Genomic DNA, 25,255 nt, shown 5'->3' with positions numbered 1-25,255 from the left:
AGGAGAAGCGGCGTTCGGCCGCCCGCTCCCGGCCGTTCGCTGCCGCGCGCGCCGGGCCCGCGGACGGCCCGCGCCCGCGTGCGGAGGAAGGGAACACCACATGATCGACGCCCACGACGGCCAACGGCCCGAGGGAACCGGCGGCAGCGGACCAGAGGACCCCCTCGAAGCAGCCGAAGACCAGGAACGCACGGAGGCCGCGGCGCGGGCCGAGGCTGCGCGCACGGAGGCCGCGGCACAGGCGGAGGCGCAGGCGCGGGAGGCGGCGGAACGCGCGGAGGCGGCGGCGCGGGCGGAGGCGCAGGCGCGTGTGCGGCGGGAGCGCCGCGCGCGCACCCGGGACGCGCTGCTCGGCGCCGCGCAGCGGCTCTGGGCCGAGCGCGGCATCCACGGCGCCTCGCTCGACGACGTCGCCGCGGCGGCGGGCATGACCAAGGGAGCGGTCTACTCCAACTTCGCGGGCAAGACCGACCTGCTCCTCGCCCTGCTGGACCGCCACACCCGCGACCACGCGGGCGGCGAGATCTGCGACGAGCTGCACGGCGAGGGCACCCTGGACGAACGCTACGAACGCGCCGCCCAGGCGTACGCCCGGCGCGACGCGGGCGAAGGAGCGCGGCTGCACGGCATGCTGATGGTGGAGTTCTGGCTGTACGGCATGCGCGAGCCCGCCGTGGGCGCGCGCATCGCCGACTGGTACGCCGAGCGCCGCACCCGCCTGGCACGCGCCCTCGACACGGCGGACGGCGTCGAACCGCTCGACCGCGCGACCCTGGCCGTGGCCCTGGACACCGGCCTGGCCCTCCAGCACCACCTGGACCCCGACCGCGTCCCCGCCGCCCTCTACTCGACAGGTCTGCGCCTACTGAAGCCCCGACCGTGTTGATCAGGCCCCTGCCCAGGCCCAGGCCCTAGGGCCCGCTCCCTGGCCGCGGGACGTGGCGGCGGTCAGGGGGTGGCCGGGGCCTCGGTCTCGGGGAGGTTCAGTTCCTTGGTGGTGACCGGCTCGTTCTCCGGGTCCACGGCGTTGTCGGGAACGGTCTTGGTCGGGTTCCACGGGGCGATCGAGAGCCTGCCGTACGCCGCCGCGTACACCCGGTTGAAGTTGCGCAGGTAGACGCCGTAGGTGCCGCTGTACGGGATGGTGAGCATCGACTCGTCGTTGAGGCGCAGCGCGGCGGTGGTGTAGCTGTGGCTGCCCGTCATCACCATCTTGCGGCGGTGCCCGGCGTACACGCCGTCGATCAGCAGGTACTTGGAGTGCGCCTGCTTGGCCTGCTTCGGCGTGAACACGTGCACGGCGGGGCCGCCGTGCGGGCCGGGCTTGGCGAGGGCCTTCGCGGCCGACTCGCCGAGGCTGCCGCTGACGACCTTCACGTCGCAGCCCGCGTCGTCCAGCTTGGAGAGCTGCCGGGACACGCTGGTACGGGTGAACATGCCGCTCGACAGCCGCAGCCGCGTGCCGCCCTTGCAGCTCACCTTCTTCAGCGCGTCCACGATCGGGTCGCCGGACGCCTTCGGGAAGTACGACACCGAACGCATCCCGGAGGAGCGGGTGCGGTAGTAGTTCCCGTTCGGGCGGCGCTTGGCCAGGTCGTAGAAGTACCGGCGGTACGCGGTGTAGAGCTTCGCGTCGACCATCGTGTACGCGTCGTTGTACTGGTTGTACATCCCGCCGGTCGCGTTGCCGGACGTCTGCACGACCACGTTGCGCGAGTCGTACGTGCGGGAGAACGCGTAGAACTTGTTGTGGTTCTTGCTCCACTGCCCCTTCACGTGGGGCGCGATGCAGCCGCGCCCCTTCGGGCAGGTCAGGATCCACGAGCGGCGCTTCGTGCTGGAGCCGAGGTTCTTGCGCAGGTACGTGTAGACGTGGCCCCGCTTCTTCAGCGAGTCGCTGTCGATGACGACCCGGACCTTGGCCTTGCGCTTGTGGGCGCGGACGAGTTCCCTGGCCATCCCGTCGGTCTGGAGCCGGAACAGCGACACGTCGATCTCGGAGCCCGCCGGCGCGTGCCGGATCAGCTTCTTGACGTAGGTGTCGATCGCGCCCTGCTGGTACGCGTTCCCGGTCGGCAGGTTGAACCTCGGCCCCTGCGCCACGTAGTACTTCTTGCGCTTCGCGGCCTTGCCCTTGGCGCCCTTGGCGGTCTTCGCGGCCTTGGCGGGCGTCGCGGGCCTCGCCGGGGACGCCGCCGGAGTGGCCGGGACGGCCGCCGAGGCCGTTCCCACGTCCGTGACCACCAGAGCCGCCGCGATGGCGACTCCCCCGGACGCGATCGCGATCCGCCGCATGTGCCCTCCAGCCCCGCTGACCCCCATGATCAGAGCAGGGCAGGAGATTAGCACCTATTTACGTATTCGCGCCTTACACCTCAAAGCTCCCGAATTGCCACATCCGGACACCGTGCCGTCCCCGCCCCTGACGACGGCGGGGACGGGGCGGGCCTTCGGCGGTCAGAGCGGGAACGACGCGAACAGCGCTCGGGGCGTGGCCGGCGTCACGGGGTGGCGGTCGGGACGATGTCGGGGGCGCCGCGTCGGCGGGCGTCGGCCTCCTGGTCGCCGTCCTGCGCCTGGGAGGCGCGCTCGGCCTCGATCCGCTTGCGGTAGTACTCGATCTCGCGGTCGCGCTGCTTCTTGGACCAGCCGAGCACCGGCTGGAGCAGGTCCGCGGCCTCCTGCGCGACGCCGATCCCCCGGTCCCACGTCTCGATCGAGATGCGGGTACGCCGGGCCAGCACGTCGTTCAAATGCCGGGCGCCCTCGTGCGACGCCGCGTACACGATCTCGGCGCGCAGGTAGTCGTCGGCGCCGGTCAGCGGCCTGCCGAGCCCGGGGTCGTCGGCGATCAGCTTCAGCAGGTCGTCGACCAGCGTCCCGTACCGGCGCAGCAGGTGCTCGATGCGGGCCACGTGCAGGCCCGAACGCGCGGCGAGGCGGTGCCGCGCGTTCCACATCGCCTGGTAGCCCTCGCCGCCGACGAGCGCGAGGCTGTCGGTGCACGACTCGGCGACCTTGCCGTCCAGGCCGTGCGCGACGGCGTCGATGGCGTCCTTGGCCATCACCCGGTACGTCGTGTACTTCCCGCCCGCGACGAGCACCAGGCCCGGCACCGGGTGCGCCACGACGTGCTCGCGCGACAGCTTGGACGTCTCCTCGGTCTCGCCCGTCAGCAGCGGCCGGAGCCCCGCGTACACGCCCTCGACGTCGTCGTGCGTGAGCGGGGTGTTCAGCACCGAGTTGACGTGCTCCAGCACGTAGTCGATGTCGGCGCGCGACGCCGCCGGGTGCACCTTGTCGAGGTCCCAGGCGGTGTCGGTGGTGCCGATGATCCAGTGCCGTCCCCACGGGATGACGAACAGCACCGACTTCTCGGTGCGCAGCAGGATGCCGGTCGCCGAGTGGATGCGGTCCTTCGGGACGACCAGGTGGATGCCCTTGGACGCCTTGACGTGGATCTGGCCGCGCCCGCCGACGAGCTCCTGGATGTCGTCGGTCCACACGCCCGTCGCGTTCACGACCTGCTTGGCGCGGACCTCGCTGGTGGTGTTGCCCTCAAGGTCGCGGATGCGCAGGCCCGTGACCCGTTCGCCCTCGCGCAGGAAGCCCACGCACTGGGTGCGGGACGCGATGCGCGCGCCGTACTCGGCGGCCGTGCGCAGCGCCATCATCACGAACCGGGCGTCGTCCACCTGCGCGTCCCAGAGCTGGATCGCGCCGGTGAACGCGTCCTTCTTCAGCGACGGCGCCAGCCGCAGCGCGCCGCGCCGCGACAGGTGCCGGTGGTGGGGGACGCCTCGGGTGCTGCCCATCTGGAATGCCAGCGCGTCGTACAGCGCGACGCCCGCGCCGAAGTAGCCGCGCTCCCACACGTGGTGGGTGGTCGGCAGCAGGAACGGCACCGGGCGCACCAGGTGCGGGGCGATGCGCTGGAGCAGCAGCCCGCGCTCGGTCAGCGCCTCCCGGACGAGGTCGAAGTTGTACTGCTCCAGGTACCGCAGCCCGCCGTGGATCAGCTTGGACGAGCGCGACGACGTCCCGGAGGCGAAGTCGCGCGCCTCCACCACCGCCACCGACAGCCCGCGCGTCGCGGCGTCCAGGGCCGCGCCCGCGCCGACGATCCCGGCGCCGACCACCACGACGTCGAACTCCTCGCGGGACATCCGGTCCAGTGCGGCGGTCCGTTCGGCCGGTCCGAGCCGCGAGCTCCCCAAGCCGGTCACCGGTGATCCCGTCATCGCGCTTCCCCCCTGTGCTCTCGGGTCGACGACCTCTACCTACCCAACAGTAAGGACCGGTCCACACCGGAATCACCCATTCGCGCCCGTGGCACCCCGCCCACGGGCGTGGCTCTTCCCACAGGCGCGAACGGGAATGCGCGGCCGTCCCGGGGCACGCGCGGGCGCGCGGCGCTCAGCGGGCCTGCGGCGCCACCACGACCTGCACCCGCTGGAACTCCTTCAGCTCGGTGTAGCCGGAGGTCGCCATCGCCCGGCGCAGCGCGCCGATGAGGTTCATCGACCCGTCCGCCACGTGGGAGGGGCCGAACAGGATCTGCTCCATCGTGCCGATCGTGCCGAGGTCGAGCCGGGCGCCGCGCGGCACGTCGCCGTGGTGCGCCTCGCTGCCCCAGTGGTAGCCGCGGCCCGGCGCCTCGGTGGAACGGGCGAACGGCGAGCCGATCATCACCGCGTCCGACCCGCAGGCGAACGCCTTGGCGATGTCGCCGCTGTTGACCATGCCGCCGTCGGCGATCACGTGCACGTACCGTCCGCCGGACTCGTCCATGTAGTCGCGGCGCGCGGCGGCCACGTCGGCGACCGCCGTCGCCATCGGCACCGCCACGCCGAGGACGGTCCGCGTGGTGTGCCCGGACCCGCCGCCGAACCCGACCAGCACCCCCGCCGCGCCGGTGCGCATCAGGTGCAGCGCCGCGGTGTACGTCGAGCAGCCGCCGACGATCACCGGCACGTCCAGGTCGTAGATGAACTGCTTGAGGTTGAGCGGCTCGGCCCGTCCCGACACGTGCTCGGCCGAGACCGTGGTGCCGCGGATCACGAACAGGTCCACCCCGGCGTCGATCACGGCCTTGTGGAACTGCGCGGTGCGCTGCGGCGACAGCCGCGCCGCGACCGTCACGCCCGCCTCCCGGATCTCCTCGATCCGGCGGCCGATCAGCTCCTCCTTGATCGGCTCGCCGTAGATCTCCTGGAGCCGCTGGGTGGCGCGCACGTCGTCCAGCGAGGCGATCTCGGCCAGCAGCGGCTCGGGGTTCTCGTACCGCGTCCACAGCCCTTCGAGGTCGAGCACCGCGAGCCCGCCGAGCCGCCCGACCGCGATCGCGGTCGCCGGGCTGACCACGCTGTCCATCGGCGCGACCACCAGCGGCATCTCGAACCGGTAGGCGTCGATCTGCCAGGCGACGCTGACCTCCTCCGGGTCGCGCGTACGCCGCGACGGCACGATCCCGATGTCGTCGAACGCGTACGCCCGGCGGCCGCTCTTGCCCCGGCCGATCTCCACCTCAGCAGCCACTGCCCCAGTCCTCTCGCCCACCCCGCAACGGCGGTCGCCCCGCCGCAGGAGAAAATATGACTTTCGTCCAATTCTTCCCGTGATCACACGGTTGATATCCGCATCGGGAGTCTAAGGGCCCCCGCCTCCGGGCCACCCGTCCCCACACCTCCACAGCGTCCCGCCGTCCCAGACCTCGGACCACGGCGCGCGGCGGACCCTACCGAACGCGGTCCAGACCTACCCGGCAACGACCCGCACCACCACGCCAACGCGTTGGATCCACCCCGCAACAACCCCGACCCCCGCGCGAGTGCGTTAACTGGCCGGGGAGGCAAGGCCGAAGGCGAGCCTCCCCGGGCAGATCGCGAAGCGATGCAGCACTCGCAAAGGCACGGTCAGGGAGCGAGCCGCTAGGCGAGAGGACTGGGCCGGGACTTCGATGAACTCAGCGGCCCTGGTAGTTGGGGGCCTCGACGGTCATCTGGATGTCGTGCGGGTGGCTCTCGCGGAGTCCGGCGGCGCTGATGCGCATGAGCTGGCCGCGCTGCTGGAGCTCGGGGATCGTACGGGCGCCCGCGTACCACATGGACTGGTGCAGCCCGCCGACGAGCTGGTGCGCGACGTTCGCGAGGGGGCCGCGGTAGGGCACCTGGCCCTCGACGCCCTCGGGGATCAGCTTCTCCTCGGCGGACACGTCGGCCTGCGCGTACCGGTCCTTGGAGAACGATCCGCCGCGCTCGCGGTTGCGCATGGCGCCGAGCGACCCCATCCCCCGGTACGACTTGTACTGCTTGCCGTGCACGAAGATCAGCTCGCCGGGCGACTCCTCCACTCCGGCGAGCAGGCTGCCGAGCATGACGGTGTCGGCGCCCGCGACGATCGCCTTGGCGATGTCGCCGGAGTACTGGAGCCCGCCGTCGCCGATGACCGGGACCCCGGCCTCGCGGGCGGCCCGGGTGGCCTCGAAGATCGCGGTGATCTGCGGCACGCCGACGCCCGCGACGACCCGCGTGGTGCAGATCGAGCCCGGTCCGACGCCGACCTTGACGCCGTCGGCGCCCGCCTCGATCAGCGCCTTCGCGCCCGCGTACGTGGCGATGTTGCCGCCGACCACCTCGACCCGCGCGTTCGCCTTGATCTTGGCGATGGTGTCGGCGACGCCCTTGGAGTGGCCGTGCGCGGTGTCCACGATGATCACGTCGGTGCCCGCCTCGACGAGGGCCTGGGCCCGGCGGATCCCGTCCTCCCCGACGCCGACGGCCGCCGCGACGAGCAGCCGCCCGTCGGCGTCCTTGGTGGAGTCGGGGTACTGCTCGCTCTTGGTGAAGTCCTTGACCGTGATCAGGCCGCGCAGCCGGCCCTCGCCGTCGATCAGCGGCAGCTTCTCGACCTTGTGCCCCGCCAGCAGAGCGAACGCGTCGTCCTTGGAGACGTCCACCGGCGCGGTGATCAGCGGCATCGGGGTCATGACCTCGCGCACCGTACGGGACGGGTCGGTCTCGAACCGCATGTCGCGGTTGGTGACGATGCCGACCAGCACGCCGCGCACGTCGGTGACCGGGACGCCGGAGATCCGGTAGCGGGCGCACAGCTCCTCGACGTCGGCGAGGGTCGCGTCCGGCATGCAGGTCACGGGGTTGGTGACCATCCCGGCCTCGGACCGCTTGACCCGGTCGGCCTGGTCGGCCTGCTCCTCGGGGGCATGTTGCGGTGCAGCACGCCGATCCCGCCCTGGCGCGCCATCGCGACCGCCGTACGGGCCTCGGTGACGGTGTCCATGGCCGCCGACACCAGCGGCATCCGCAGCGACACGCGGCGGGTCAGCCGCGTCGAGGTGTCGGCCTCGCCCGGCTGGAGGTCGGAGTAGCCCGGCAGCAGCAGCACATCATCGAAGGTCAGGCCCTCGGGGAGGAACTTTGCGGGCTCGGCTGCGGGGTTCATCGATTGCCTTCCCAGGGGTCGTGGCGGCGTCCGGCCAGGTCACGGCGGCCTCTCCCATGGTAGGGCGTCCGCTGCGGGACGGGCGGCGCCTTCGCCGCGGCCTGGGGGTGGTCTTGGTGACATCGGCAACGCGTGCATATCCCGCCGAATTCCCCGGATCCGGGCACGGAATGTGATTGTTCGCGCACAGAGGAGACCGGGGGGTGCACCGGACGGGGGCCCTCGCAGTAGCGTGGGGTGTGTGCACGACGATGCCCCGCTCGACCCGTTCGCCGGCGATCCGGAGGATCCGGCGGCGTCGCTCGGCGACCCGGACGACGACACGGCTCCGCTCAGCGTGGCCGAGCGGGAGGACGTGCTGGCCGACCTCGCCGACCTGGAGGTGTTCCGGGCCCTGCTCGAACCCCTCGGCGTCCGCGGCCTGACGGTCGACTGCGGCGACTGCGGCAAGCTCCACTACATCGACTGGGAGCTGCTGCACGGCAACCTGCGGCACCTGCTCGACCAGGGCCTGCCCCGCGTGCACGAGCCCGCCCTGTCACCCGACCCCGTCGACTACGTGAGCTGGGAGTACGCCCGCGGCTACGTCGACGGCGTGATCGACAGCGAAGAGGGCCGCGAACCCGAGTGAGCCGGGCCGTTCGACGGCCGGACGGCTCAGCGGTGCCGGTCGTTGAAGTGCTTGTGCGCCCGCCTGCGGATGTCGTCGAGCGTGCGCTTGGTGTCGTCGTCGCCCCGTTCGGGCGGGCCGGAACGGGGCGAGAAGCCGTGCTCGGGCCCGTAGCCCGGACCGGAGCGGTCGGGCTTCCCCGCCCGCTTGCGGGGCCGCGGCTCCGACGGGAACTCGGGCGGCAGGAGGCTCTCCAGCCGGTTCTTGAGCCGTTCGATGCGCTCGGTGCGTTGGCGCGCCGGGTCGTTCGCCCGGGGCTCGTCCGCCGGAACGGACGGCTTGGGCTCGGGACGGCTCCTGGCAGGCGGCGGCTGTACGGGCTGCGGCGCGGGCGCGGTGCTCTCGCGCCGGGAGTCGGTGGACTCGGGGCCCGCCGGGCGCGCGTCCTCCCGTACGCCCGCGGCGCTCGGGGACTGCCCGGAATGGCCGGTGAGCCCGCTGCCCGCCGCCGCGACGCCCGTGCTGGCGAGGACGGCCCCCGCCACGCCGAGCGCCACGATCGTGCGCGGGCCGCGGCGGCGCGGGCCCGAACCGGGACCGGACGGCGTGCCCGTCGGGGCCTCCGCCGCGGCGGCGGGCTCGGCCGCGGCGGTGTCGTCCACATCGTCGATCAGGGCGCGCAGCAGGTGCACGGCCGGGTCGTCGCCGGGGTCAGGCACGCCCCCGGAGCGGCGTGCAGAGCTGGCAGCGCGCCGTGCCGCCAGGGCATCGAAGATCGCGTCCGTGCGGCGCACCGCACCCAGGTCCCGCGGGCCGGCGTACGGAGAAGGGCCGACCGGATCCGGGGCGCCGCGGCTCCGCTCCGTCAAGCGATCGACTCCTCTCTGGCCATCGCCCGAAGCCGGGCCAGAGCCCGGTGCTGCGCGACCCGTACGGCCCCCGCGGACATGCCCAGTACATTACCGGTCTCCTCCGCCGACAGACCCGCCACCACCCGCAGCAGCACCAGCTCCCGCTGGTGGTCGGGCAACCGCGTCAGCAGGTCGCGGGCGCGCTGCGCCTCGATGTAGCGCACCACCGTCTCCTCGGGCCCCGGCCGGTCGTCGGGGCCGTCGGGAAGGTCCTCGGTGGGCACGGCCGCGCGGACCGCGCTGCGCAGCGCGTCGGCGATCTTGTGCGCCGCGATGCCGAACACGAACGACGCGAACGGCCGTCCCATGTCGCGGTAGCGGGGCAGCGCCGACAGCACCGCGATGCAGACCTCCTGGGCCACGTCGTCGGCGATGTGGTACTGCCCGGAGATCCGGCCGAGCCGCGCCCGGCAGTACCGGACGACCATCGGACGGACCTCGGCGATGAGCACCTCGATGGCGCCCGGATCACCCTGGACGGCGAGTGTCGTCAGTTCCTTGAGGTCGCTTTCGTCGGCTTTCGCCGTGCGCAGCACCCGCACCCCGCGGCCGGTGTCGTGGGGTGGTGGAGGGGCGGACCCCCCCGAGGGTTCGGTTGCGCGCGCGGTCATGGTCCCGGCGTAGCATCCCTCGGTCACGTAGAGCATGATGCCCAGCGGGCCCCTGCCTGTCTCCACTGTGCACGACAACGGAATGGTCACAGTGCGAGGACGAGCCGCCTGATATGACACAACGCGGTCAGCCGGGCGCGGAGCGTTCCGAGAATGTCACAAGTTGCACTGCAACTACCTACAAACGACCCATCGCCCTACTCGCCCCCACAATCCGGAACTCCTTGGCGAACGGAACACCCCCCACCGAAAGCCAACCGCCCCACCCCGCCTCCCGCCCCCACCCCGGTAAACCCCTCCAGTCAAGTCCCACCCCACCCCCACCGAGCCCCCGACCGCCCCCCATCCCAGGACACGACAACCCCCACCCCCTAGGGCACAACAGACGTCCGACCTCACGACGCGGCAGGCTCCCGCTCGTCGACACGGCAGACTCCACCTGTGGACGCACGGAGGCCCCGGCCCTCCAGGGCGCGGCCAATTCCGTGCCTCAGGACGCGACAGGCCCCCGTCCCTAGAACACGACAGGTCCTCACCCTGGGACGCAGCGTTCGTACCTCGGGGCACAGCAATCTCCGCCCCTGGCTGGACGCGGCGGACTCCGCCGTCAGGGCGTGACAAGCCGGTCCGGGACGCAGCGTCCTTGCCGTTGGGTGTGGCAGACCCGCACCCGGGGCACAGCCGATGGGCCTCGGGCATGGTGGTCCGCCGCTCCTGTGGCGCGGCAGGCTTTCGGCGCGGGGGCGGCAGGGGTCTCGGCTCTGGACGTGACAAGGCCCCCGCCTTGGGCGGGGCCTTGGGGTGGTGCTGGACGGGCCGTGGGGAGGGAGCCGAGCCGCACGCCTCCCTCGGGCGGGCCGTCCGTCAGCGACGGGCGCGTCGGTCAGTGGCCGTGGCCGTGACCGTGGCCGTGGCCTCCGGCGGCGCCCTCCTCGGGCTCCTCCGGCTTCTCGACGACGAGCGCCTCGGTGGTCAGCAGCATGCCCGCGATGGAGGCGGCGTTGGTGACCGCCGAACGGGTGACCTTGACCGGGTCGATGACGCCCTGCGCGATGAGGTCGCCGTACTCGGCGGTGGCGGCGTTGTAGCCGTGCCCCTCGTCCAGCTCCTGGACCTTGGAGACCACGACGTAGCCCTCCTGGCCGGCGTTCTCGGCGATCCAGCGCAGCGGCTCGACCAGCGCGCGGCGGACCGCCTCGGCGCCGGTGGCCTCGTCGCCGGACAGGCCGAGGGCGTCGAAGCCGCGCTTGGCCACGTGCACCAGCGCGCTGCCGCCGCCCGAGACCATGCCCTCCTCGATGCCCGCGCGGCTGGACGAGATCGCGTCCTCCAGGCGGTGCTTCTTCTCCTTGAGCTCCACCTCGGTGGCGGCGCCGACGCGCAGCACGCACACGCCGCCGGCCAGCTTGGCGAGGCGCTCCTGGAGCTTCTCGCGGTCCCAGTCGGAGTCGCTGTTGTCGATCTCGACCTTGATCTCGTTGATCCGGCCGGAGATGTCGTCCTGCGAGCCCTCACCGTCGACGATGGTGGTGGCGTCCTTGGTGACCGTGATGCGGCGGGCCTTGCCGAGGTCCTCAAGGCCGATGCTGTCGAGCTTGAGGCCGATGGCCTCGCTGACGACCTGGCCGCCGGTGAGGACGGCCATGTCGCCGAGCATCGCCTTGCGGCGGTCGCCGAAGCCGGGGGCCTTGACGGCCACCGACAGGAACGTGCCGCGGATCTTGTTGGCGACCAGCAGCGCGAGGGCCTCGCCCTCGACGTCCTCGGCCACGACCAGCAGCGGCTTCTTGGTCTGGGCGACCTTCTCGGCCAGCGGCAGGAACTCCTGCACGTTGGAGATCTTGCCGTCCACGATGAGCACGTAGGCGTCCTCCAGGACGGCCTCCATGCGCTCGGGGTCGGTGACCATGTGCGGCGACAGGTAGCCCTTGTCGAACTGGAGGCCCTCGGTGAACTCCAGTTCGAGGCCCATCGTGTGGGCCTCCTCGACGGTGATGACGCCGTCCTTGCCGACCTTCTCGAACGCCTCGGCGATCAGCTCGCCGATCTGCGGGTCCTGGGCGGAGATGGTCGCGACGTGCGCGATCTCGTCCTTGTCCTGGACCTCGCGGGCGCTCTTGAGGAGCTGCTCGGAGACGTACTGGGCGGCGGCGTCGATGCCCCGCTTGAGGCTCAGCGGGGAGGCCCCGGCGGCCACGTTGCGGATGCCCTCGCGCACCAGCGCCTGGGCGAGCACCGTCGCGGTGGTGGTGCCGTCGCCGGCGATGTCGTTGGTCTTGGTCGCCACCTCCTTGGCGAGCTGGGCCCCGAGGTTCTCGTAGGGGTCCTCCAGCTCCACCTCGCGGGCGATGGTGACGCCGTCGTTGGTGATGGTCGGCGCACCGAACTTCTTGTCGATGACGACGTTGCGGCCGCGCGGGCCGATCGTCACCTTGACGGCGTCAGCGAGAGCGTTGACGCCGCGCTCAAGAGCCCGGCGAGCGTCCTCGTCGAACTCCAGGATCTTCGCCATGAGATGAACTCCTTTGTCACGCGATCCGCCCCGGCCGCCCCACGAAGCGGGCCGGACCGGGGCGGTGCATCACGTCTCGGTGATTACTTCTCGATGACCGCGAGCACGTCGCGGGCCGAGAGGACGAGGTACTCCTCGCCGTTGTACTTGACCTCGGTGCCGCCGTACTTGCTGTAGAGCACGACCTCGCCGACCTTGACGTCGACGGGGACGCGGTCGCCCTTGTCGTCGACGCGGCCCGGTCCGACGGCCAGGACGGTGCCCTCCTGGGGCTTCTCCTTGGCGGTGTCGGGAATCACCAGGCCCGACGCGGTGGTGGTCTCGGCCTCAAGCGGCTGGACGACGATGCGGTCCTCAAGCGGCTTGAGAACAACCTTGGTGGCGGTCGTCACGATCTGACCTCCCCTTCGATTGATCCTCGGCCGGCCTCGGCGGGCCGACCGGCACATGTGACAGAGAGGCGACCCTGGACCGGCCTGTCGTCGCGGGTGCCAGACCGACCTTGTCGCTGTGTTGGCACTCTCCCTCGGAGAGTGCCAGTCGTGAGACTATTCCGTGCCCGGTGGCCCGTCAACACGGACACGGGCGAGCGGACGGCCCGTTCGCGCGGACGGGCGACCGTCCGGGGCGCGCTCGCGCGGCGCTACGGTCCAGCCTATGGACATCGAGGCGTTCCGCGGCCTGCTCACCCCGTCCGGCCAGGCTCTTCTCGCGGAGGCCGGAGCGGCGGACGTGAGCGAGGACGGGCTGATCGGCACCGCCTCCCGGCTCCGCCGCGGGCATCCGGCCGACCTCGTCGCCGCCGCCCTGACGCAGGTCCGGCTGAGGGGGCGGGCGGTGGCCAAGTTCGGCGCCGACGCGTCCCGGATGTACTTCACCCAGGCCGGTCTGGAGCAGTCCACGCGCGCCTGCGTGGCCGAGCACCGCGCCCGCCGCTTCGCCTCCTGCCTGCGGCCGGGTGAACGGGTCCTCGACCTCGGGTGCGGGATCGGCGCGGACCTCCTCGCGCGAGCGCGCGCGGGCATCGGCGGCGAGGGCGTCGAGCTGGACCCCCTGACGGCCGAGGTCGCGCGGGCCAATGTCGTGTCGTTCGGGCTGGACGGCATCGTCACCGTCAGGGAAGGCGACGCCAGGGAGGAGGACCCGTCGGGCTACGCGGCGGTGTTCGCCGACCCTGGCCGCCGTACGGCGCGGGGCCGCGTCTTCGATCCCCGGTCGTACGAGCCGCCGCTGGACACCGTGCTCGGCCTGGCCGGACGCGTGCCGTCCGGGTGCGTGAAGGTCGCGCCCGGCATCCCGCACGATGCGGTGCCGGACGGCGCGGAGGCCGAGTGGATCTCGGTCGGCGGCGAGGTGAAGGAGGCCGCGCTGTGGCTCGGCGGCCTGGCGGGCGACGTTCGCCGCCGCGCGACCCTGATCTCCCCGAACGTTCACACGCTCGTCCCCGACGAGGGGCTCGGCGGCCCGGAGGTCCGGGGGTGGGGCCGCTACCTGTACGAGCCGGACGGCGCGGTGATCCGGGCGGGACTCGTCGCCGAGGTCGCCGCGCTCGTCGGGGGCGGGCTCGCGGACCGGCACATCGCGTACGTGACGTCCGACGCGCTGCGGCCGACGCCGTTCGCCTCGGCCTACGAGATCGACGACGTGATGCCGTTCTCGGTGAAGCGCCTGCGGGCCGAGCTGCGCCGCCGCGAGGCCGGGGTGCTGACGATCAAGAAGCGCGGCTCGGCGGTGGACGTCGACCGGCTCCGCCGCGACCTCGGCTTCGGCGGCCGGCGCCCGAAGGGCGGGACCGCGGTCACCCTCGTCCTGACCCGCGTGGGCGAGGCCCCGGTGGCCCTCCTGACCCGCCCCGTCCCCGGCACGGGCGCCGCCGCCTGACCGTCCCGCCGCGCGCGCCTGGCCCGCCCGGTCCGGCCGTCCCGCCGCGCGCGCCTGGCCCGCCCGGTCCGGCCGTCCCGCCGCGCGCGGCCGGCCCGCCCGGTCCTGCCGTCCCGCCGCGCGCGCCCGGCCCGCCCGGTCCTACCGTCCCGCCGCGCGCGGCCGGTCCGCCGAGTCCGGCCGGCCCGCCACGGTCCGATCGGCGCGTTCGGCGGGGTTGACCCGCCCGGCGCGGCGCGCGTCCGCCAATCGATCCCAAAGATCTCCGCCGGGCCCGACAACCCCAAGCGAGCACGGGGAACGCGCCACGCCCGTGCAAATCATGAGCGCTTTCCGGCATTGCGTTCACTAAGGATTCAGGGTGGCGGCAAGGTCGATAGGCGAGAGCCGAAACGGCGCCGGACGATCACCGTCCCGGGAAAGACCAAGGAAAGTTCGGCGGCCATGACCTTACGCGGAGGAGTCGCTGACCTCGCACTGCCCGAATGCGGAACCGGAATGGCCGGCGCCGGAATCGGAGATCGTCCGCGCGGCGGAACGGCGCGCGGCGATACGTCCGCGATGGACGATCACCACGTGCCGATGTCGGCGGACATGTGCCCATCCGTGCGGGCGATCGCGCGCCCGCGCGGGCGCCGCCACCGCCGGGCGCATGCCGGACTCAGCCCCCGCATTCGCTCGGATCGCCATCGAAACCGGGAAATCCCCCTACGCCGGTAGATCGGTCGCGTTCCACTCCACTGGGATAACAGGCGCATTCCACAGAACTCGCAATGTTCCCTGCTCCCTCTTATAGCGATGCTCTGAACGCACTACAGTGAGCCGTTCACAAGATTCATTGCCGCGCGTATTTCGTCGCGTCGGCACACGAAGGAGCATCGGGTGGAAACGAATCACAACTTCCTGCAGACGGGGGGTCAACCGGTCTCGGACCGGATGCGGGAGTTGCTCGCCCGTGCGGCGCAGGACCACGTCTATGAACAGCGCTCACAGGGTCAGGTCCTCGACGAGATACGCCAGCGGCTGGAAGGCATGGAGTGGCTGCTGCGGGAGGTCCGGGAGCGCGAGCTCAACGGGCTGACCGGGCAGCTCGACAGCGTGCGCGGCCAGGTGGACGACCTGTCCAGCAAGCCTCCCGAATGGGCCGAGGGGCTGGCCGAGCACATCGAGGCCGTCGGCGAGCGGGTCAAGCCCGTCGCCGAGCTGCCCGCGCTGTGGGCCGACGTCGGCGTCGTCGCCGAGAACGTCGACGAGGGCCTCACCCGCATCCAGGCCGTGATCGACTCCGCGCAGCACATCACCGACGCGACGCGCCAGGCGACGCAGCGCATGGAGGAGATGTCCAAGCGGCTGGACAAGCTCCAGGGCAGCATGGAGTCGGCCTCGGTCCGCTTCAACCGGCTCGACAAGTCGCTCGCCGAGCTGGGCCACCGGTCCGAGCGGCTGGAGCACGCCATCAACGGCGTGACGACGCGGGTCGACCAGTCCCTCGGCGAGATGGCCGAACGGGTCGAGCAGGGGCTGGACGCGGTCAACGGCCGCGTCGAGGGCGTCGGCGGCAGGCTGGACGGCCTGGACGGGCGGCTCGACGGGCTCGACGGCCGGCTGGAAGGGCTGTCGGGCAAGCTGGACGGGCTCGACGGCCGGTTCGAGGGCGTCGACGACCGCATCGACGGGGTCAACGAGCGGATCGGACGGCTCCCGGCGGCGCTGGAGATCGGCGAGCTGCACCGCAAGATCGGCGAGCTGGCACAGCGCCCGCTGATCGACCACAGCGACCGCTTCGACGCGCTGGAGAAGCACCTCGCCGACGCCGTCGACCCGCTGATCGAGGAGCTGCGCGCCCGGCCCGACCGCGACGAGGTCAAGGCGACCATGTCGCAGATCGCGGAGACGGCCTACAGCGACGTGGCCAAGCGCATGGACGAGTTCTCCCGCCGGTTCGAGGACGTGCACGACGACGTCCGCAAGCGCATCGAGGGCATCCACGAGGAGGTCACCAGCAAGATCGACGGCGCGCTGGAGGAGTTCACCGCGCAGGTCGACATCGTGTCGCGGCGGGTGGAGTCGGTGCACACGGACGTGACCAAGCAGGTCGAGTCGGTGCACTACGAGGTCTCACGGCAGGTCACCGGTGTGCAGGAGGACGTCGGCAAGCGCATCGACGGCATCCACGACGACGTCGCCAAGCAGGTGGGCGGCATCCACGAGACCGTCGCCAAGCAGGTCGGCGGCATCCACGACGACGTGGCGCGCCAGGTCGACGGCGTCCAGACCGAGTTCGCCAGGCGCGTCGACCTCGTCCAGGACGAGGTCAGCAAGCGCGCCGAGGCCGTCCAGGCCGAGGTCGGCAAGCGGTTCACCGGCGTGCAGGACGAGGTCGGCCGCAAGGTCGACACGGTGCACGACGACGTCACCAAGCAGGTGACCGCCGTGCACGAGGACGTCCTCAAGCGCCTGTCCACGCTGGAGGAGACGATGCTCGCACTCGCCGAGGCGCTCCTGCGCCCGCGGCGCGAAGGGAAGGACTGAACGGTCCGGTGGGGCGCTCCCGCTGACGGGACGCTTCCGGCTCTCCCATGGGGAGCGTCCCACCCGACCGCACCCCCGGCCGCGCCAGGCACCCGCTCAGCCCCGCCCCGCGCACCCCGGTCACACCACCGGAAGCCTCCACCAGCACCAGCCTGCACCTACAGCAGCCTGCACCAAGCGCCTCCACATGCCGGAAGCCTCCGCCCGCCGGACGCCCCCGTCCACGGCAAGCCCGCACCCGCCGGAAGCGTCCACCCGCAGGAAGCCTCCGCCGCAGGAAGCCCGCGCCACCCGAACGACCCGCAACCTTCGCTGTCCCGACCCGTCCGCACCCTTCGCGCACCTGAACGCCCCGCAACCACCGCTCACCCGGCCGTCCGCACCCTTCGCCCACTCGAACGCCCCACAACCACCGCTCACCCAACGACCGCAACGACCGCTCACCCGAGCCGTCCGCATCCCTTGCTCACCCCAGCCATCCGCAACCTCGCTCACCCCAGCCGTCCGCAACCTCGCTCACCCCAGCCATCCGTGACCATTGCCCACCCGCCGCCGTTCGCGACGCTCGGGCTCTGGTCCAGCAGTCCATCGGTCCATCGGCATACCGCCTGAGGCCACGAACGCGATCGTGAACGTGAACCTTGTCCCCTCTTGCGCCCGTATCCCTTCAGTCCGACCCGTTGCCTTCGCTTCGGCCCGTCTCCACCGCTTTCGCCGTGCCCGTCGCGGCGCGGGCGGGCGGGCCGGCGCGGGTCGGGCGGGGACCGCTCGCCGCGCCGGGCGGACCGCTCGCCGCAGCCCGTCCGACCGTCCGTCGCCGGGTCCGGAACGGCCACCGCACGCGTGGCCGGACCCGGCCGGAACTCGCGGTGGTTTGTCCGCCAATCCGACTGGACGACCGAAGTCGGTGGCCAAAGGCACGTCGATGACGTGCACTTTGTTACGTTCCGTCTTCGCCAAATCACTCCCAACACCCTTCGGAATCCGTTTTCATGGATCTCGTGACTCAGACTCCGGCAGCCTGCCTCCCGACGAGCGCCCCGCCCAGCCGCGCGACACTGCGGTGGGTGCAGGAGTGTCTCGGCCGGGGCGCGGAGGTCCGGATGGTCCGCCCGCTCGCCGGGGGCGCCGCCCACGCCAACCACGCGCTGCTCGTGGAGAGCCGTTCGGGAAGCCCGCACCGGCTCGTCCTGCGCCGCTGGACGGCCCGCGACGGCGACCGGCCGGGCTCGGGCGGCCGGCACTCCTTCGGCGACGTCGAGTTCTCGCCCGAACGGGAGATCGCCGCGCTGGCCCTGCTCGCCGGCTGCACGCTCCCGACGCCGTCGCTCGTCGCCGCCGACCCCGCCGGGGCCTACTGCGACGCCCCCGCGCTGCTCATCACCCGGCTGCCGGGGCATCCGCCGCGGCCCGCGCCGGACGACCTGCCCGAGTACCTGATCCAGCTCGCCGCCGCGCTGCTGTCGGTGCACGCGCTGAACGGCGCGGCCACGATGCCGCCGTACCTGCCGTACAACCGGCTCGACGTGCGGGTGCCGCCGAAGCACGCGCTGCGTCCCGGGCTGTGGGAGCGGGCGTTCGACATCGCCTCCGCGCCCGCCCCGCAGGCGCCCGCGCGGTTCGTGCACCGCGACTACCACCCCGACAACACGCTGTGGTCGTACGGCAAGCTGACCGGGGTGGTCGACTGGTCGGACGCCTCGTCCGGGCCCGTCGCGGTCGACATCGCGCACATGCGGCGCGGCCTGGCGCTGCGGTACGGGCCCGCGGCGGCCGACCGGTTCCTCGCCTCGTTCGACCAGGTGTCCGGCGGCTACGAGCACGACCCGTACTGGGACGTCCGCAGCCTGCTCGACCTGCTGCCCGAGGACGACGACCGCGTCATCGACGAGGCCGACGTCCCGCGCCATGAGGACTACCTGGCCGCCCTCCTCGCCGACCTCCGCTGACCCGCCGCACCGCACGAGCGGGGGCCCCGGACGGGCCGGGGCCGCGGGCTCCGGTGCGGGGCCGCGGGCTCGGGCGGGTCAGAGGGTCACGGCGTCGATGGGGAGGCTGGAGTCGGCCGGGAGGTCGAGGGCGGACGGCGCGTGGCCGTTCGCGACCAGTTCGGAGCCGAGGGCGGCGACCATCGCGCCGTTGTCGGTGCACAGCTTCGGGCGCGGGACCCTCAGCCTGACCCCGGCGGCGTCGCAGCGTTCCTGGGCGAGGGCGCGCAGCCGCGAGTTGGCCGCGACGCCGCCGCCGATCAGCAGGTCGTGCACGCCGTTGTCGCGGCAGACCTTCAGCGCCTTGCGCGTCAGCACGTCCACCACCGCCTCCTGGAACGAGGCGGCGACGTCGGCGACGGGCACCGGTTCGCCGGCCCGCTCCTTCGCCTCCACCCACCGCGCCACGGCGGTCTTCAGGCCGGAGAACGAGAAGTCGTAGGTGCCGTCGTTGTACTTGCCGCGCGGGAACGCGATCGCCGCGGGGTCGCCCTCCCGCGCCCGCCGGTCGATGACCGGGCCGCCGGGGAAGCCGAGGTCCAGCACCCGCGCGACCTTGTCGAACGCCTCGCCCGCCGCGTCGTCCACGGTCGAGCCGAGCGACCGCACGTCGGACGCCACGTCCGGCACCAGCAGCAGCGAGGAGTGCCCGCCCGACACCAGCAGCGCCACGCACGGCTTCGGGAGCGGCCCGTGTTCGAGCTGGTCGACGCAGACGTGCGCGGCGAGGTGGTTGACGCCGTACAGCGGCTTGCCGAGCGACAGCGCGTACGCCTTGGCCGCCGCGACCCCGACCATCAGCGCGCCCGGCAGGCCCGGACCGGCCGTCACCGCGAACGCGTCGACGTCGGCGAACGCCACGCCCGCGTCGGCGAGGGCCCGCTCGACCGTCGGCGCCATCGCCTCCAGGTGCGCGCGGGACGCGACCTCCGGCACCACGCCGCCGAACCGGGCGTGCTGCTCCACGCTGGAGGCGATCGCGTCGGCGAGCAGCGTGTGCCCGCGGACGACGCCGACGCCGGTCTCGTCGCAGGACGTCTCGATGCCCAGCACCAGCGGCTCGGAGTCCTTGATCATCCGTCCTCCCGGGTGAAGCCGACCGGCGCGCGGCGGCGCGGTTTCAGGCACATCACGATCGCGTCCACGCCCGACGGCTGGTAGTAGCCCCTGCGGAGCCCGACCCGCTCGAACCCGAACCGCTCGTACAGCCGTTGCGCGGAGGCGTTGTCGGCGCGGACCTCAAGGAACACCGCCTCGCAGCCGCGCCGCGCCGCCTCGTCCAGCAGCGCGGTCAGCAGCGCCGCCCCGATGCCCGACCCGCGCCGGTCGGCGCGGACGCCGATCGTCTGCACGTCGGCCTGCCCGCCCGCCGCCGCGAGGCCCGCATAGCCGACGAGTTCGCCGCCGGACTCCTCGGCGACCACGTAGTGGCGGGTGCGCGGCTGGTCGGCCAGCTCGCCGCGCAGCATCTCCCGCGTCCACGCGTCGTCGGGGAACAGCAGTTCCTCCAGCGCGTGCACGGCGGACAGGTCGTCGGACGTCATCGTGCGCAGCGCGACGTCGCTCATCGGGGGGTCACCTTCTTGCGGGGGCCGGGCTCCTTGGCGTCCGGCCGCCGCAGGTAGAGCGGCTCGGGCGGCAGCAGCTCGGGCCCCGGCCGCCCGGACAGCCGGGCGATCGCCAGCTCGGCGAGCGCCGCGGCGGACGGCAGCAGCGGCGCCGGGTCGCCGTCGCCGAGGACGTCGGCGTAGAGGGCCGCGCCCTCGCCGATCACCGGCGGCGGCGGCGCGCCGTCCGCGCCCTTCAGCACGTCCGAGGGCGGGCCCACGGCGGGCTCGGTCGCGCGGACGCCGGCCGAGTCGTACCGGGCCCAGTAGACCTCCCGGCGGCGCGCGTCGGTCGCCACGGCGAACGGCTCGTCGCGCCCGGACGCCCAGGCGATCACGTCGAGGGTGCACACGCCGTGCACGGGGATCCGCAGGGCCTCGCCCATCGCGCGCGCGGTGACCAGGCCCACCCGCAGCCCGGTGTAGGGCCCGGGGCCGACGCCCACGGCGATGGCGCTCAGGTCGTCCGGCGCGGCCCCGGCGTCGGCGAGGACGCCCACGACGGACGGGGTGAGCAGCTCGGTGTGCCTGCGCCGGTCGACGGCCTCCGCCGCGCCCCGGCGGCGGACGCCCTCACCCGGGATCCACTCGTACAGCGCCACGGTGATCGCGGCGGTAGCGGTGTCGAAAGCCAAGACCAGCACGGATTGAAAGCGTAGTGCAGAAGCGCGATGCTACCGCCGGGTCGGCGGCGGCCGGGGGCGGCCGGGGGGCGGCTTGGGGCAGGCCGGCGGCAGCCCAGGGGCGGCCCGGGGGCGGCCCAGGGGCGGCCGGGCGGCGGCCCGGCGGTGGCGAGGCGGCGGCCCGGCAGCGGTTGGGCGGCGGCCCGGCGGCGGCTTGGGGGCAGCCCGGCGGCGGCTTGGCGGTTGCCCGGCGGCGGCTTGGCGGTTGCCCGGCGGCGGCTTGGGGGCAGCCCGGCGGCGGCCCAGGGGCGGCCCGGGGGCGGCTTGGCGGTTGCCCGGCGGCGGCCCGGCGGTTGCCCGGGGGCGGCTTGGCGGTTGCCGGGGGGCGGGCCCGGCGGCGGCTAGGTGGCGGGCGGGGGCGGCGCGGGGGCGCGGTCAGTTCGCGTCGAGGGCCTTCACGACGCCGCGCGCGGCCTCGACGGCGCCGTCGGTCGCCTCGTTCGCGCTGAGCGGGTCGCTGTCGTTGGCGCCGGAGTAGTGGACGGTCACCAGGACGTTGACGACGCGGACGTTGGCGACCGCCTCCCCCGACCCCTGGCCCTTGTCGACGCTGTAGACGGCGTAGCCCTCGTCGCCGAGGTCGGTGAGGCGGGTCTTGTCGGTCAGCTCCTGCCCGGACAGCAGCGCCTTGCCCGACTCGTCGTCGCGCCGTTCGTTCTCGAACGAGCGCCGCGCGGCGTCCGTCGGGCTCTGCTGGGCCGCGCCCGCGACGGCGCGCAGCTCGACGGTGAGCTGCCGCCTGCGGTCGCTGCTGTAGGCGCCCCACACGCACTGGCTCTGCCGGTCGTTGCCCTGGTAGTTGTCGCCCACGTTGCGTTCGGCGCCCGGGGCGAGCTTGGCGGCGAGCTTGTCGGCCACCTCGCAGGCGTCCGGCACCATGGACCGTTCGGCCTTGGACATCGGCGAGCTCTCCGCCGCGCCGCCGACCACCTGCCCGGACCCGCGCCCGCCGCTCGCGCCGACCCCGCTCATGATCGCGAACGCGGCCAGCACGCACGCCCCGACCCCGGCGACCACGCCCCCGACCGCGACCGCCCAGCGGCGGCCCTTCCTGCGCTCCCGAACGATCCGATGGCTGCCGCTCCCGGACCGGTAGCCGCCGCTACCCGCCGACCGCCGCGACCCGCCCGCGCCACCACTTCCGCTTCCGCCCCCGCCCTCGTACGAGCCGCTGCGCAGGGCGTAGTCGCCGCTCTCGTACGAACCGGTCCCGTACGAGCCACTCCCCAAGCCGTACGGGTCACCGGGAGTCGAGTACGCGCCGCTGGTCTCGCTGGGAGAGGGGTATCCGCCGCTCGTGCCGCTGGGGGTGGGGTACGCGCCGCTGGGCGTGTTGTAGCCGCCGCTGCTTGGGCTGTACGCGCCCGTGCCGTACGAGCCGCTGCCGTACGGGCCCGTGCTGTACGGGGCGCTGCCGTACTCGTCGCCGGGCGTGCTTCCGGGCGCGCCGTCCGCCTGGTAGGGGGTGCCGCCCGTCTCCTCGGTGCCGCCGCCCGAACCGCGATAGCTTTCGGCGCGGTGACTCCCGCCGCGATGGCTACCACTCACCGGATCCCACTCCTGCCAGTAGGAAGTCTTGATCTTTAGCGAAAGGTGAGGTTCGTTCGGGCAAAGGGTACGACATCCGGCACCAAAGTGGTCCGGCCCCACTTACAGAAACATTCGCCGGATTTTCCTGATCATCGCAGCTCGCGGTCCAGGTCGGCCCAGCGTGCGCCGACCCCGATGATCTTTACCGCGCGCTCCTCGGAGTCGCCGTCGCCGCGGGAAATGATCACTTCCAGGCGGTCGTCCGCGAGGCCCTCGGCGAGGCCCTCGCCCCATTCCACGATCGTCACCGAATCCTCCACCGAGGCGTCCAGATCGAGGTCGTCGAGTTCGGCGAATCCGCCCAGCCGGTAGGCGTCCACGTGGACCAGCGACGGGCCGCCGCGCAGCGAGGGGTGCACCCGCGCGATGACGAACGTGGGGGAGGTGATCGGGCCGCGGACCTTCAGGCCCTCGCCGATGCCCTGCGTGAGCGTGGTCTTGCCCGCGCCGAGGTCGCCGGTGAGCACGAGCAGGTCGCCGGGCCCCAGCAGCCCGGCCAGGCGGACGCCGAGGGCCCGCATGTCCTCGGCGGCGGGGACGGCGAGGACGCGCGGGGCGGTGCGGGGGGCGGGGGTGGCGTGGTCGGTCACGCGGAACGCTCCTGTCGTTCGGGCCGGACGCGGTCGATCAGCCGGCGCAGCCCGCCGGTGACCACGCCGGGGTACTCCAGCGGCAGCACGTGCCCGGCGCCGTCCACCTCGACGAACTCGGCGTCCGGGAGCGCCTCGGCGATGCGGCGGCCGTGCGCGGCGGGCGTCAGCCGGTCCTGGCCGCCCGCGGCGACCAGCACCGGGACGCGGCCGAGGGCCTCCAGGCCGTCCAGCCCGTCGTGCGCGATCAGCGCCGGGTAGAACTCCGCGATCACGTCGATCGGGGTGGACCTGATCATCTCCTCCAGGAACGCCACGACGGTCGGGCTGACGTGCTTGTCGGCGAACGCCATCCGCTTGGTGACCATGAACGCCACGTCCGCGCCGAGGCCGCGGGCCCGGTCGACCAGGTCGGCGCGGCGGCCGAGACCGCGCAGCGCGCCGGGCGCGAGCGGCCGGACGAGCTTGGCGAGCGCCATCGGCAGCCCGAGGGTCATCTCCGCCAGGTCGCCGCAGGAGGTGTTGACCAGCGCGACCGCCACCACCTGGTCGCCGAACAGCTCGGGGTGCCGCTCCGCCAGCGCCATGATCGTCATGCCGCCCATCGAGTGCCCGGCCAGCACGACGGGCGAGCCGGGCGGGACCGTGGCGCGCAGCACCGCGTACAGGTCCTCGCCGGTCTGCCGGACGGTCGCGTGGTCCGGCCTGCCGCGGCCCGAACGGCCGTGGCTGCGCTGGTCCCAGAACACCAGCCGCGGCCCGTCCGGTCCCTGGCCCCGCAGGTCGCGGCGCTGGTAGTGCCAGGAGTCCTGGTTGAGGGTGTAGCCGTGCGAGAACACGATCGTCAGCGGGACGGCGCCGTCGGACGGGTCGGGGCCGTCCACCTCCACGTGCAGCGGGAGGCCGTCGTCCGCGAGGACGGTCATCGGCGTGCCCCGCAGCTCGCCGAACGGCTCGTCCGCGTCGGGGTCCTGCCGCAGCCGCACCCGCCCGACCGCGAGCCGCCGCAGCCCGACGGCCGCGCCGACGCCCGCGGCGCCGACGCCCGCCACGGCGCCGGCGATGCCGATCCGCCGCTTGTTCCTACTGACCATCCGCGCCCCCTGAAGCGCCGTGCCCCACGTACTCGCGGGGCACCCGGGAACCGATCCGGGTCACGATCTCGTACGAGATCGTCCCGAGCGCGTCGGCCCACTCCTGCGCGGTCGGCTCCCCCCGGTCGCCCGGCCCGAACAGGACGACCTCGTCGCCCGCCGCGATGCGGTCGTCGCCGACGTCGATGACGAACTGGTCCATGCAGACGCGCCCGGCGATCCGGCGCCTCCGGCCGGCCGCGAACACCTCCAGCAGGTTGGAGCCGTGCCGGGGCACCCCGTCCCCGTACCCGGCGGGCACGACGGCCAGCGTGGTCTCCCGCTCGGTGAAGTAGGTGTGCCCGTACGACACGCCGCTGCCCGCCGGGACCCGCTTGACCAGCGCGGCGTCGGCCAGCAGCGTCATCGCGGGCCGCAGCCCGAACGTCCCGGCCTCCGGGATCGGCGTCAGGCCGTACGTGGCGATGCCCGGCCTGACCAGGTCGAACCTGGCCTCGGGCAGGGCGAGCGCGGCGGGCGAGTTGGCGAGGTGCCGCACCTCGGGCCGCACGCCCGCCTGCTCGGCGTGCCCGACCATCTCGGTGAACGCCCGGAGCTGGGCGGCGACGGAGGGGTGGCCGAGCTCGTCGGCGCACGCGAAGTGCGACATCAGCCCGACCGTCCGGACCAGGCCCGCCGCCTCCGCCTTCAGGGCCGCGTCCACCAGCAGCGGCCAGTCGCGCGGGCTCGCGCCGCCCCGGGACATGCCGGTGTCGGCCTTGAGGTGGATCCGGGCGGGGCGCCCGGCCCGTTCCGCCGCCTCGGCGATCTCCTCGACCAGCCACGGCGCGCCCGCGGCGAGGTCGACGTCCAGCGCGACGGCCTTGTCGTACGGCTCGCCCGGCACGCCGAGGCACACCAGCACCCGCGCCCCGACGCCGGCCGCGCGCAGCCGGAACGCCTCGTCCAGCTTGGCGACGCCGAGCCAGGTCGCGCCGCCCGCGAGCGCGGCCCGCGAGGCGTCGACCAGGCCGTGCCCGTACGCGTCGGCCTTCACCATGGCCATGACCTCGGCGCCGCCCGCTCTGTCTCGCAGCAGGCGGGTGTTGTGGCCGATGGCGTCCAGATCGACGCGCGCCCGCGCCGGAAACGTACCTCTCATGGTCACCCAGTGTGCCGTCCCCGCGGCCATGGCCGGAGCATCCC

General features: G+C 73.3%; 19 protein-coding genes and 1 pseudogene. 5 read left to right on the top strand and 15 right to left on the bottom strand.

What is annotated here, in order from left to right; all coding sequences use genetic code 11:
• The first annotated feature begins 100 nt into the window (after nt 1–100).
• The gene (locus GEV43_RS19220; RefSeq protein ID WP_160821879.1) at nt 101–886 is read left to right on the top strand and encodes a TetR/AcrR family transcriptional regulator; all 786 of its coding nucleotides are present in this window, start codon (nt 101–103) and stop codon (nt 884–886) included.
• 62 nt (nt 887–948) lie between these two features.
• Here the strand turns inward: GEV43_RS19220 and GEV43_RS19215 are convergent, their stop codons facing one another.
• The 4 genes and pseudogenes from GEV43_RS19215 to guaB all read right to left on the bottom strand — a co-directional run bounded on the left by GEV43_RS19215 (nt 949) and on the right by guaB (nt 7,461).
• Entirely contained in the window at nt 949–2,295 is a 1,347-nt protein-coding gene (locus tag GEV43_RS19215) for a phospholipase D-like domain-containing protein (RefSeq protein ID WP_160821878.1), read from the bottom strand.
• A 206-nt stretch (nt 2,296–2,501) separates the two neighbouring features.
• Complete coding sequence (locus GEV43_RS19210) at nt 2,502–4,241, bottom strand: glycerol-3-phosphate dehydrogenase/oxidase (RefSeq protein WP_160821877.1); 1,740 nt, start codon at nt 4,239–4,241, stop codon at nt 2,502–2,504.
• A 175-nt stretch (nt 4,242–4,416) separates the two neighbouring features.
• Nucleotides 4,417–5,526: a GuaB3 family IMP dehydrogenase-related protein gene (locus tag GEV43_RS19205; RefSeq protein WP_160824626.1), complete on the bottom strand. Its 1,110-nt coding sequence runs from the start codon at nt 5,524–5,526 to the stop codon at nt 4,417–4,419.
• A 439-nt stretch (nt 5,527–5,965) separates the two neighbouring features.
• Nucleotides 5,966–7,461, bottom strand: a pseudogene (gene guaB / locus GEV43_RS19200) (IMP dehydrogenase).
• Nucleotides 7,462–7,702: 241 nt separating this feature from the next.
• On the opposite strand from guaB, the gene GEV43_RS19195 reads away from it, so the two are divergent.
• The gene (locus GEV43_RS19195) at nt 7,703–8,092 is read left to right on the top strand and encodes a DUF5319 domain-containing protein (protein ID WP_160821876.1); all 390 of its coding nucleotides are present in this window, start codon (nt 7,703–7,705) and stop codon (nt 8,090–8,092) included.
• A 26-nt stretch (nt 8,093–8,118) separates the two neighbouring features.
• On the opposite strand, the gene GEV43_RS19190 is transcribed toward GEV43_RS19195, so the two are convergent.
• The 4 genes from GEV43_RS19190 to groES all read right to left on the bottom strand — a co-directional run bounded on the left by GEV43_RS19190 (nt 8,119) and on the right by groES (nt 12,500).
• A complete protein-coding gene (locus tag GEV43_RS19190) occupies nt 8,119–8,790 on the bottom strand; it encodes a hypothetical protein (protein WP_160821875.1) in 672 nt (223 codons plus the stop codon).
• 146 nt (nt 8,791–8,936) lie between these two features.
• Nucleotides 8,937–9,629 carry a sigma-70 family RNA polymerase sigma factor gene (locus tag GEV43_RS19185; RefSeq protein ID WP_375539050.1) on the bottom strand — a complete coding sequence of 231 codons (693 nt, stop codon included), beginning with the start codon at nt 9,627–9,629 and terminating at the stop codon, nt 8,937–8,939.
• Between the two features lie 847 nt (nt 9,630–10,476).
• The gene (groL, locus tag GEV43_RS19180) at nt 10,477–12,105 is read right to left on the bottom strand and encodes a chaperonin GroEL (RefSeq protein ID WP_160821874.1); all 1,629 of its coding nucleotides are present in this window, start codon (nt 12,103–12,105) and stop codon (nt 10,477–10,479) included.
• Nucleotides 12,106–12,188: 83 nt separating this feature from the next.
• A complete protein-coding gene (gene groES / locus GEV43_RS19175) occupies nt 12,189–12,500 on the bottom strand; it encodes a co-chaperone GroES (RefSeq protein WP_309240020.1) in 312 nt (103 codons plus the stop codon).
• Nucleotides 12,501–12,762: 262 nt separating this feature from the next.
• On the opposite strand from groES, the gene GEV43_RS19170 reads away from it, so the two are divergent.
• The 3 genes from GEV43_RS19170 to GEV43_RS19160 all read left to right on the top strand — a co-directional run bounded on the left by GEV43_RS19170 (nt 12,763) and on the right by GEV43_RS19160 (nt 18,467).
• Nucleotides 12,763–13,986: an SAM-dependent methyltransferase gene (locus GEV43_RS19170; protein WP_160821872.1), complete on the top strand. Its 1,224-nt coding sequence runs from the start codon at nt 12,763–12,765 to the stop codon at nt 13,984–13,986.
• Nucleotides 13,987–14,868: 882 nt separating this feature from the next.
• A complete protein-coding gene (locus GEV43_RS19165) occupies nt 14,869–16,518 on the top strand; it encodes a hypothetical protein (protein WP_160821871.1) in 1,650 nt (549 codons plus the stop codon).
• 1,067 nt (nt 16,519–17,585) lie between these two features.
• The gene (locus GEV43_RS19160) at nt 17,586–18,467 is read left to right on the top strand and encodes an aminoglycoside phosphotransferase family protein (protein WP_309239712.1); all 882 of its coding nucleotides are present in this window, start codon (nt 17,586–17,588) and stop codon (nt 18,465–18,467) included.
• A gap of 78 nt (nt 18,468–18,545) precedes the next feature.
• On the opposite strand, the gene tsaD is transcribed toward GEV43_RS19160, so the two are convergent.
• The 7 genes from tsaD to alr form a co-directional block, all read right to left on the bottom strand.
• On the bottom strand, nt 18,546–19,583 hold the full coding sequence (gene tsaD / locus GEV43_RS19155; RefSeq protein WP_160821869.1) for a tRNA (adenosine(37)-N6)-threonylcarbamoyltransferase complex transferase subunit TsaD: 1,038 nt from the start codon (nt 19,581–19,583) through the stop codon (nt 18,546–18,548).
• A complete protein-coding gene (rimI, locus tag GEV43_RS19150; protein WP_160821868.1) occupies nt 19,580–20,074 on the bottom strand; it encodes a ribosomal protein S18-alanine N-acetyltransferase in 495 nt (164 codons plus the stop codon). Before rimI ends, tsaD begins: the two co-directional genes overlap by 4 nt.
• Nucleotides 20,071–20,757: a tRNA (adenosine(37)-N6)-threonylcarbamoyltransferase complex dimerization subunit type 1 TsaB gene (gene tsaB / locus GEV43_RS19145; protein WP_160821867.1), complete on the bottom strand. Its 687-nt coding sequence runs from the start codon at nt 20,755–20,757 to the stop codon at nt 20,071–20,073. Before tsaB ends, rimI begins: the two co-directional genes overlap by 4 nt.
• 414 nt (nt 20,758–21,171) lie before the next feature.
• On the bottom strand, nt 21,172–22,344 hold the full coding sequence (locus GEV43_RS19140; protein WP_160821866.1) for a hypothetical protein: 1,173 nt from the start codon (nt 22,342–22,344) through the stop codon (nt 21,172–21,174).
• Nucleotides 22,345–22,475: 131 nt separating this feature from the next.
• Entirely contained in the window at nt 22,476–22,907 is a 432-nt protein-coding gene (gene tsaE / locus GEV43_RS19135) for a tRNA (adenosine(37)-N6)-threonylcarbamoyltransferase complex ATPase subunit type 1 TsaE (RefSeq protein ID WP_160824624.1), read from the bottom strand.
• 65 nt (nt 22,908–22,972) lie between these two features.
• A complete protein-coding gene (locus GEV43_RS19130; RefSeq protein ID WP_160821865.1) occupies nt 22,973–24,070 on the bottom strand; it encodes an alpha/beta fold hydrolase in 1,098 nt (365 codons plus the stop codon).
• Complete coding sequence (alr, locus tag GEV43_RS19125; protein ID WP_160821864.1) at nt 24,060–25,211, bottom strand: alanine racemase; 1,152 nt, start codon at nt 25,209–25,211, stop codon at nt 24,060–24,062. Before alr ends, GEV43_RS19130 begins: the two co-directional genes overlap by 11 nt.
• Nucleotides 25,212–25,255: the final 44 nt, after the last annotated feature.

It is taken from the genome of Actinomadura sp. J1-007, from assembly GCF_009793335.1.
Classification (GTDB): Bacteria; Actinomycetota; Actinomycetes; order Streptosporangiales; family Streptosporangiaceae; genus Spirillospora; species Spirillospora yumaensis.
This window is presented reverse-complemented; position numbering and strand designations above follow the sequence as displayed.

What these genes read in the sequence shown, in the direction of transcription:
- GEV43_RS19210 (WP_160821877.1), bottom strand. Translation starts at nt 4,241, where the DNA reads ATGACGGGATCACCGGTGACCGGCTTGGGGAGCTCGCGGCTCGGACCG.
- tsaE (WP_160824624.1), bottom strand. Translation starts at nt 22,907, where the DNA reads ATGCGGGCCCTCGGCGTCCGCCTGGCCGGGCTGCTGGGGCCCGGCGAC.
- rimI (WP_160821868.1), bottom strand. Translation starts at nt 20,074, where the DNA reads ATGAGCGACGTCGCGCTGCGCACGATGACGTCCGACGACCTGTCCGCC.
- alr (WP_160821864.1), bottom strand. Translation starts at nt 25,211, where the DNA reads ATGAGAGGTACGTTTCCGGCGCGGGCGCGCGTCGATCTGGACGCCATC.
- GEV43_RS19170 (WP_160821872.1), top strand. Translation starts at nt 12,763, where the DNA reads ATGGACATCGAGGCGTTCCGCGGCCTGCTCACCCCGTCCGGCCAGGCT.
- GEV43_RS19130 (WP_160821865.1), bottom strand. Translation starts at nt 24,070, where the DNA reads ATGGTCAGTAGGAACAAGCGGCGGATCGGCATCGCCGGCGCCGTGGCG.
- GEV43_RS19220 (WP_160821879.1), top strand. Translation starts at nt 101, where the DNA reads ATGATCGACGCCCACGACGGCCAACGGCCCGAGGGAACCGGCGGCAGC.
- GEV43_RS19215 (WP_160821878.1), bottom strand. Translation starts at nt 2,295, where the DNA reads ATGCGGCGGATCGCGATCGCGTCCGGGGGAGTCGCCATCGCGGCGGCT.
- groL (WP_160821874.1), bottom strand. Translation starts at nt 12,105, where the DNA reads ATGGCGAAGATCCTGGAGTTCGACGAGGACGCTCGCCGGGCTCTTGAG.
- tsaD (WP_160821869.1), bottom strand. Translation starts at nt 19,583, where the DNA reads ATGATCAAGGACTCCGAGCCGCTGGTGCTGGGCATCGAGACGTCCTGC.
- GEV43_RS19185 (WP_375539050.1), bottom strand. Translation starts at nt 9,629, where the DNA reads ATGCTCTACGTGACCGAGGGATGCTACGCCGGGACCATGACCGCGCGC.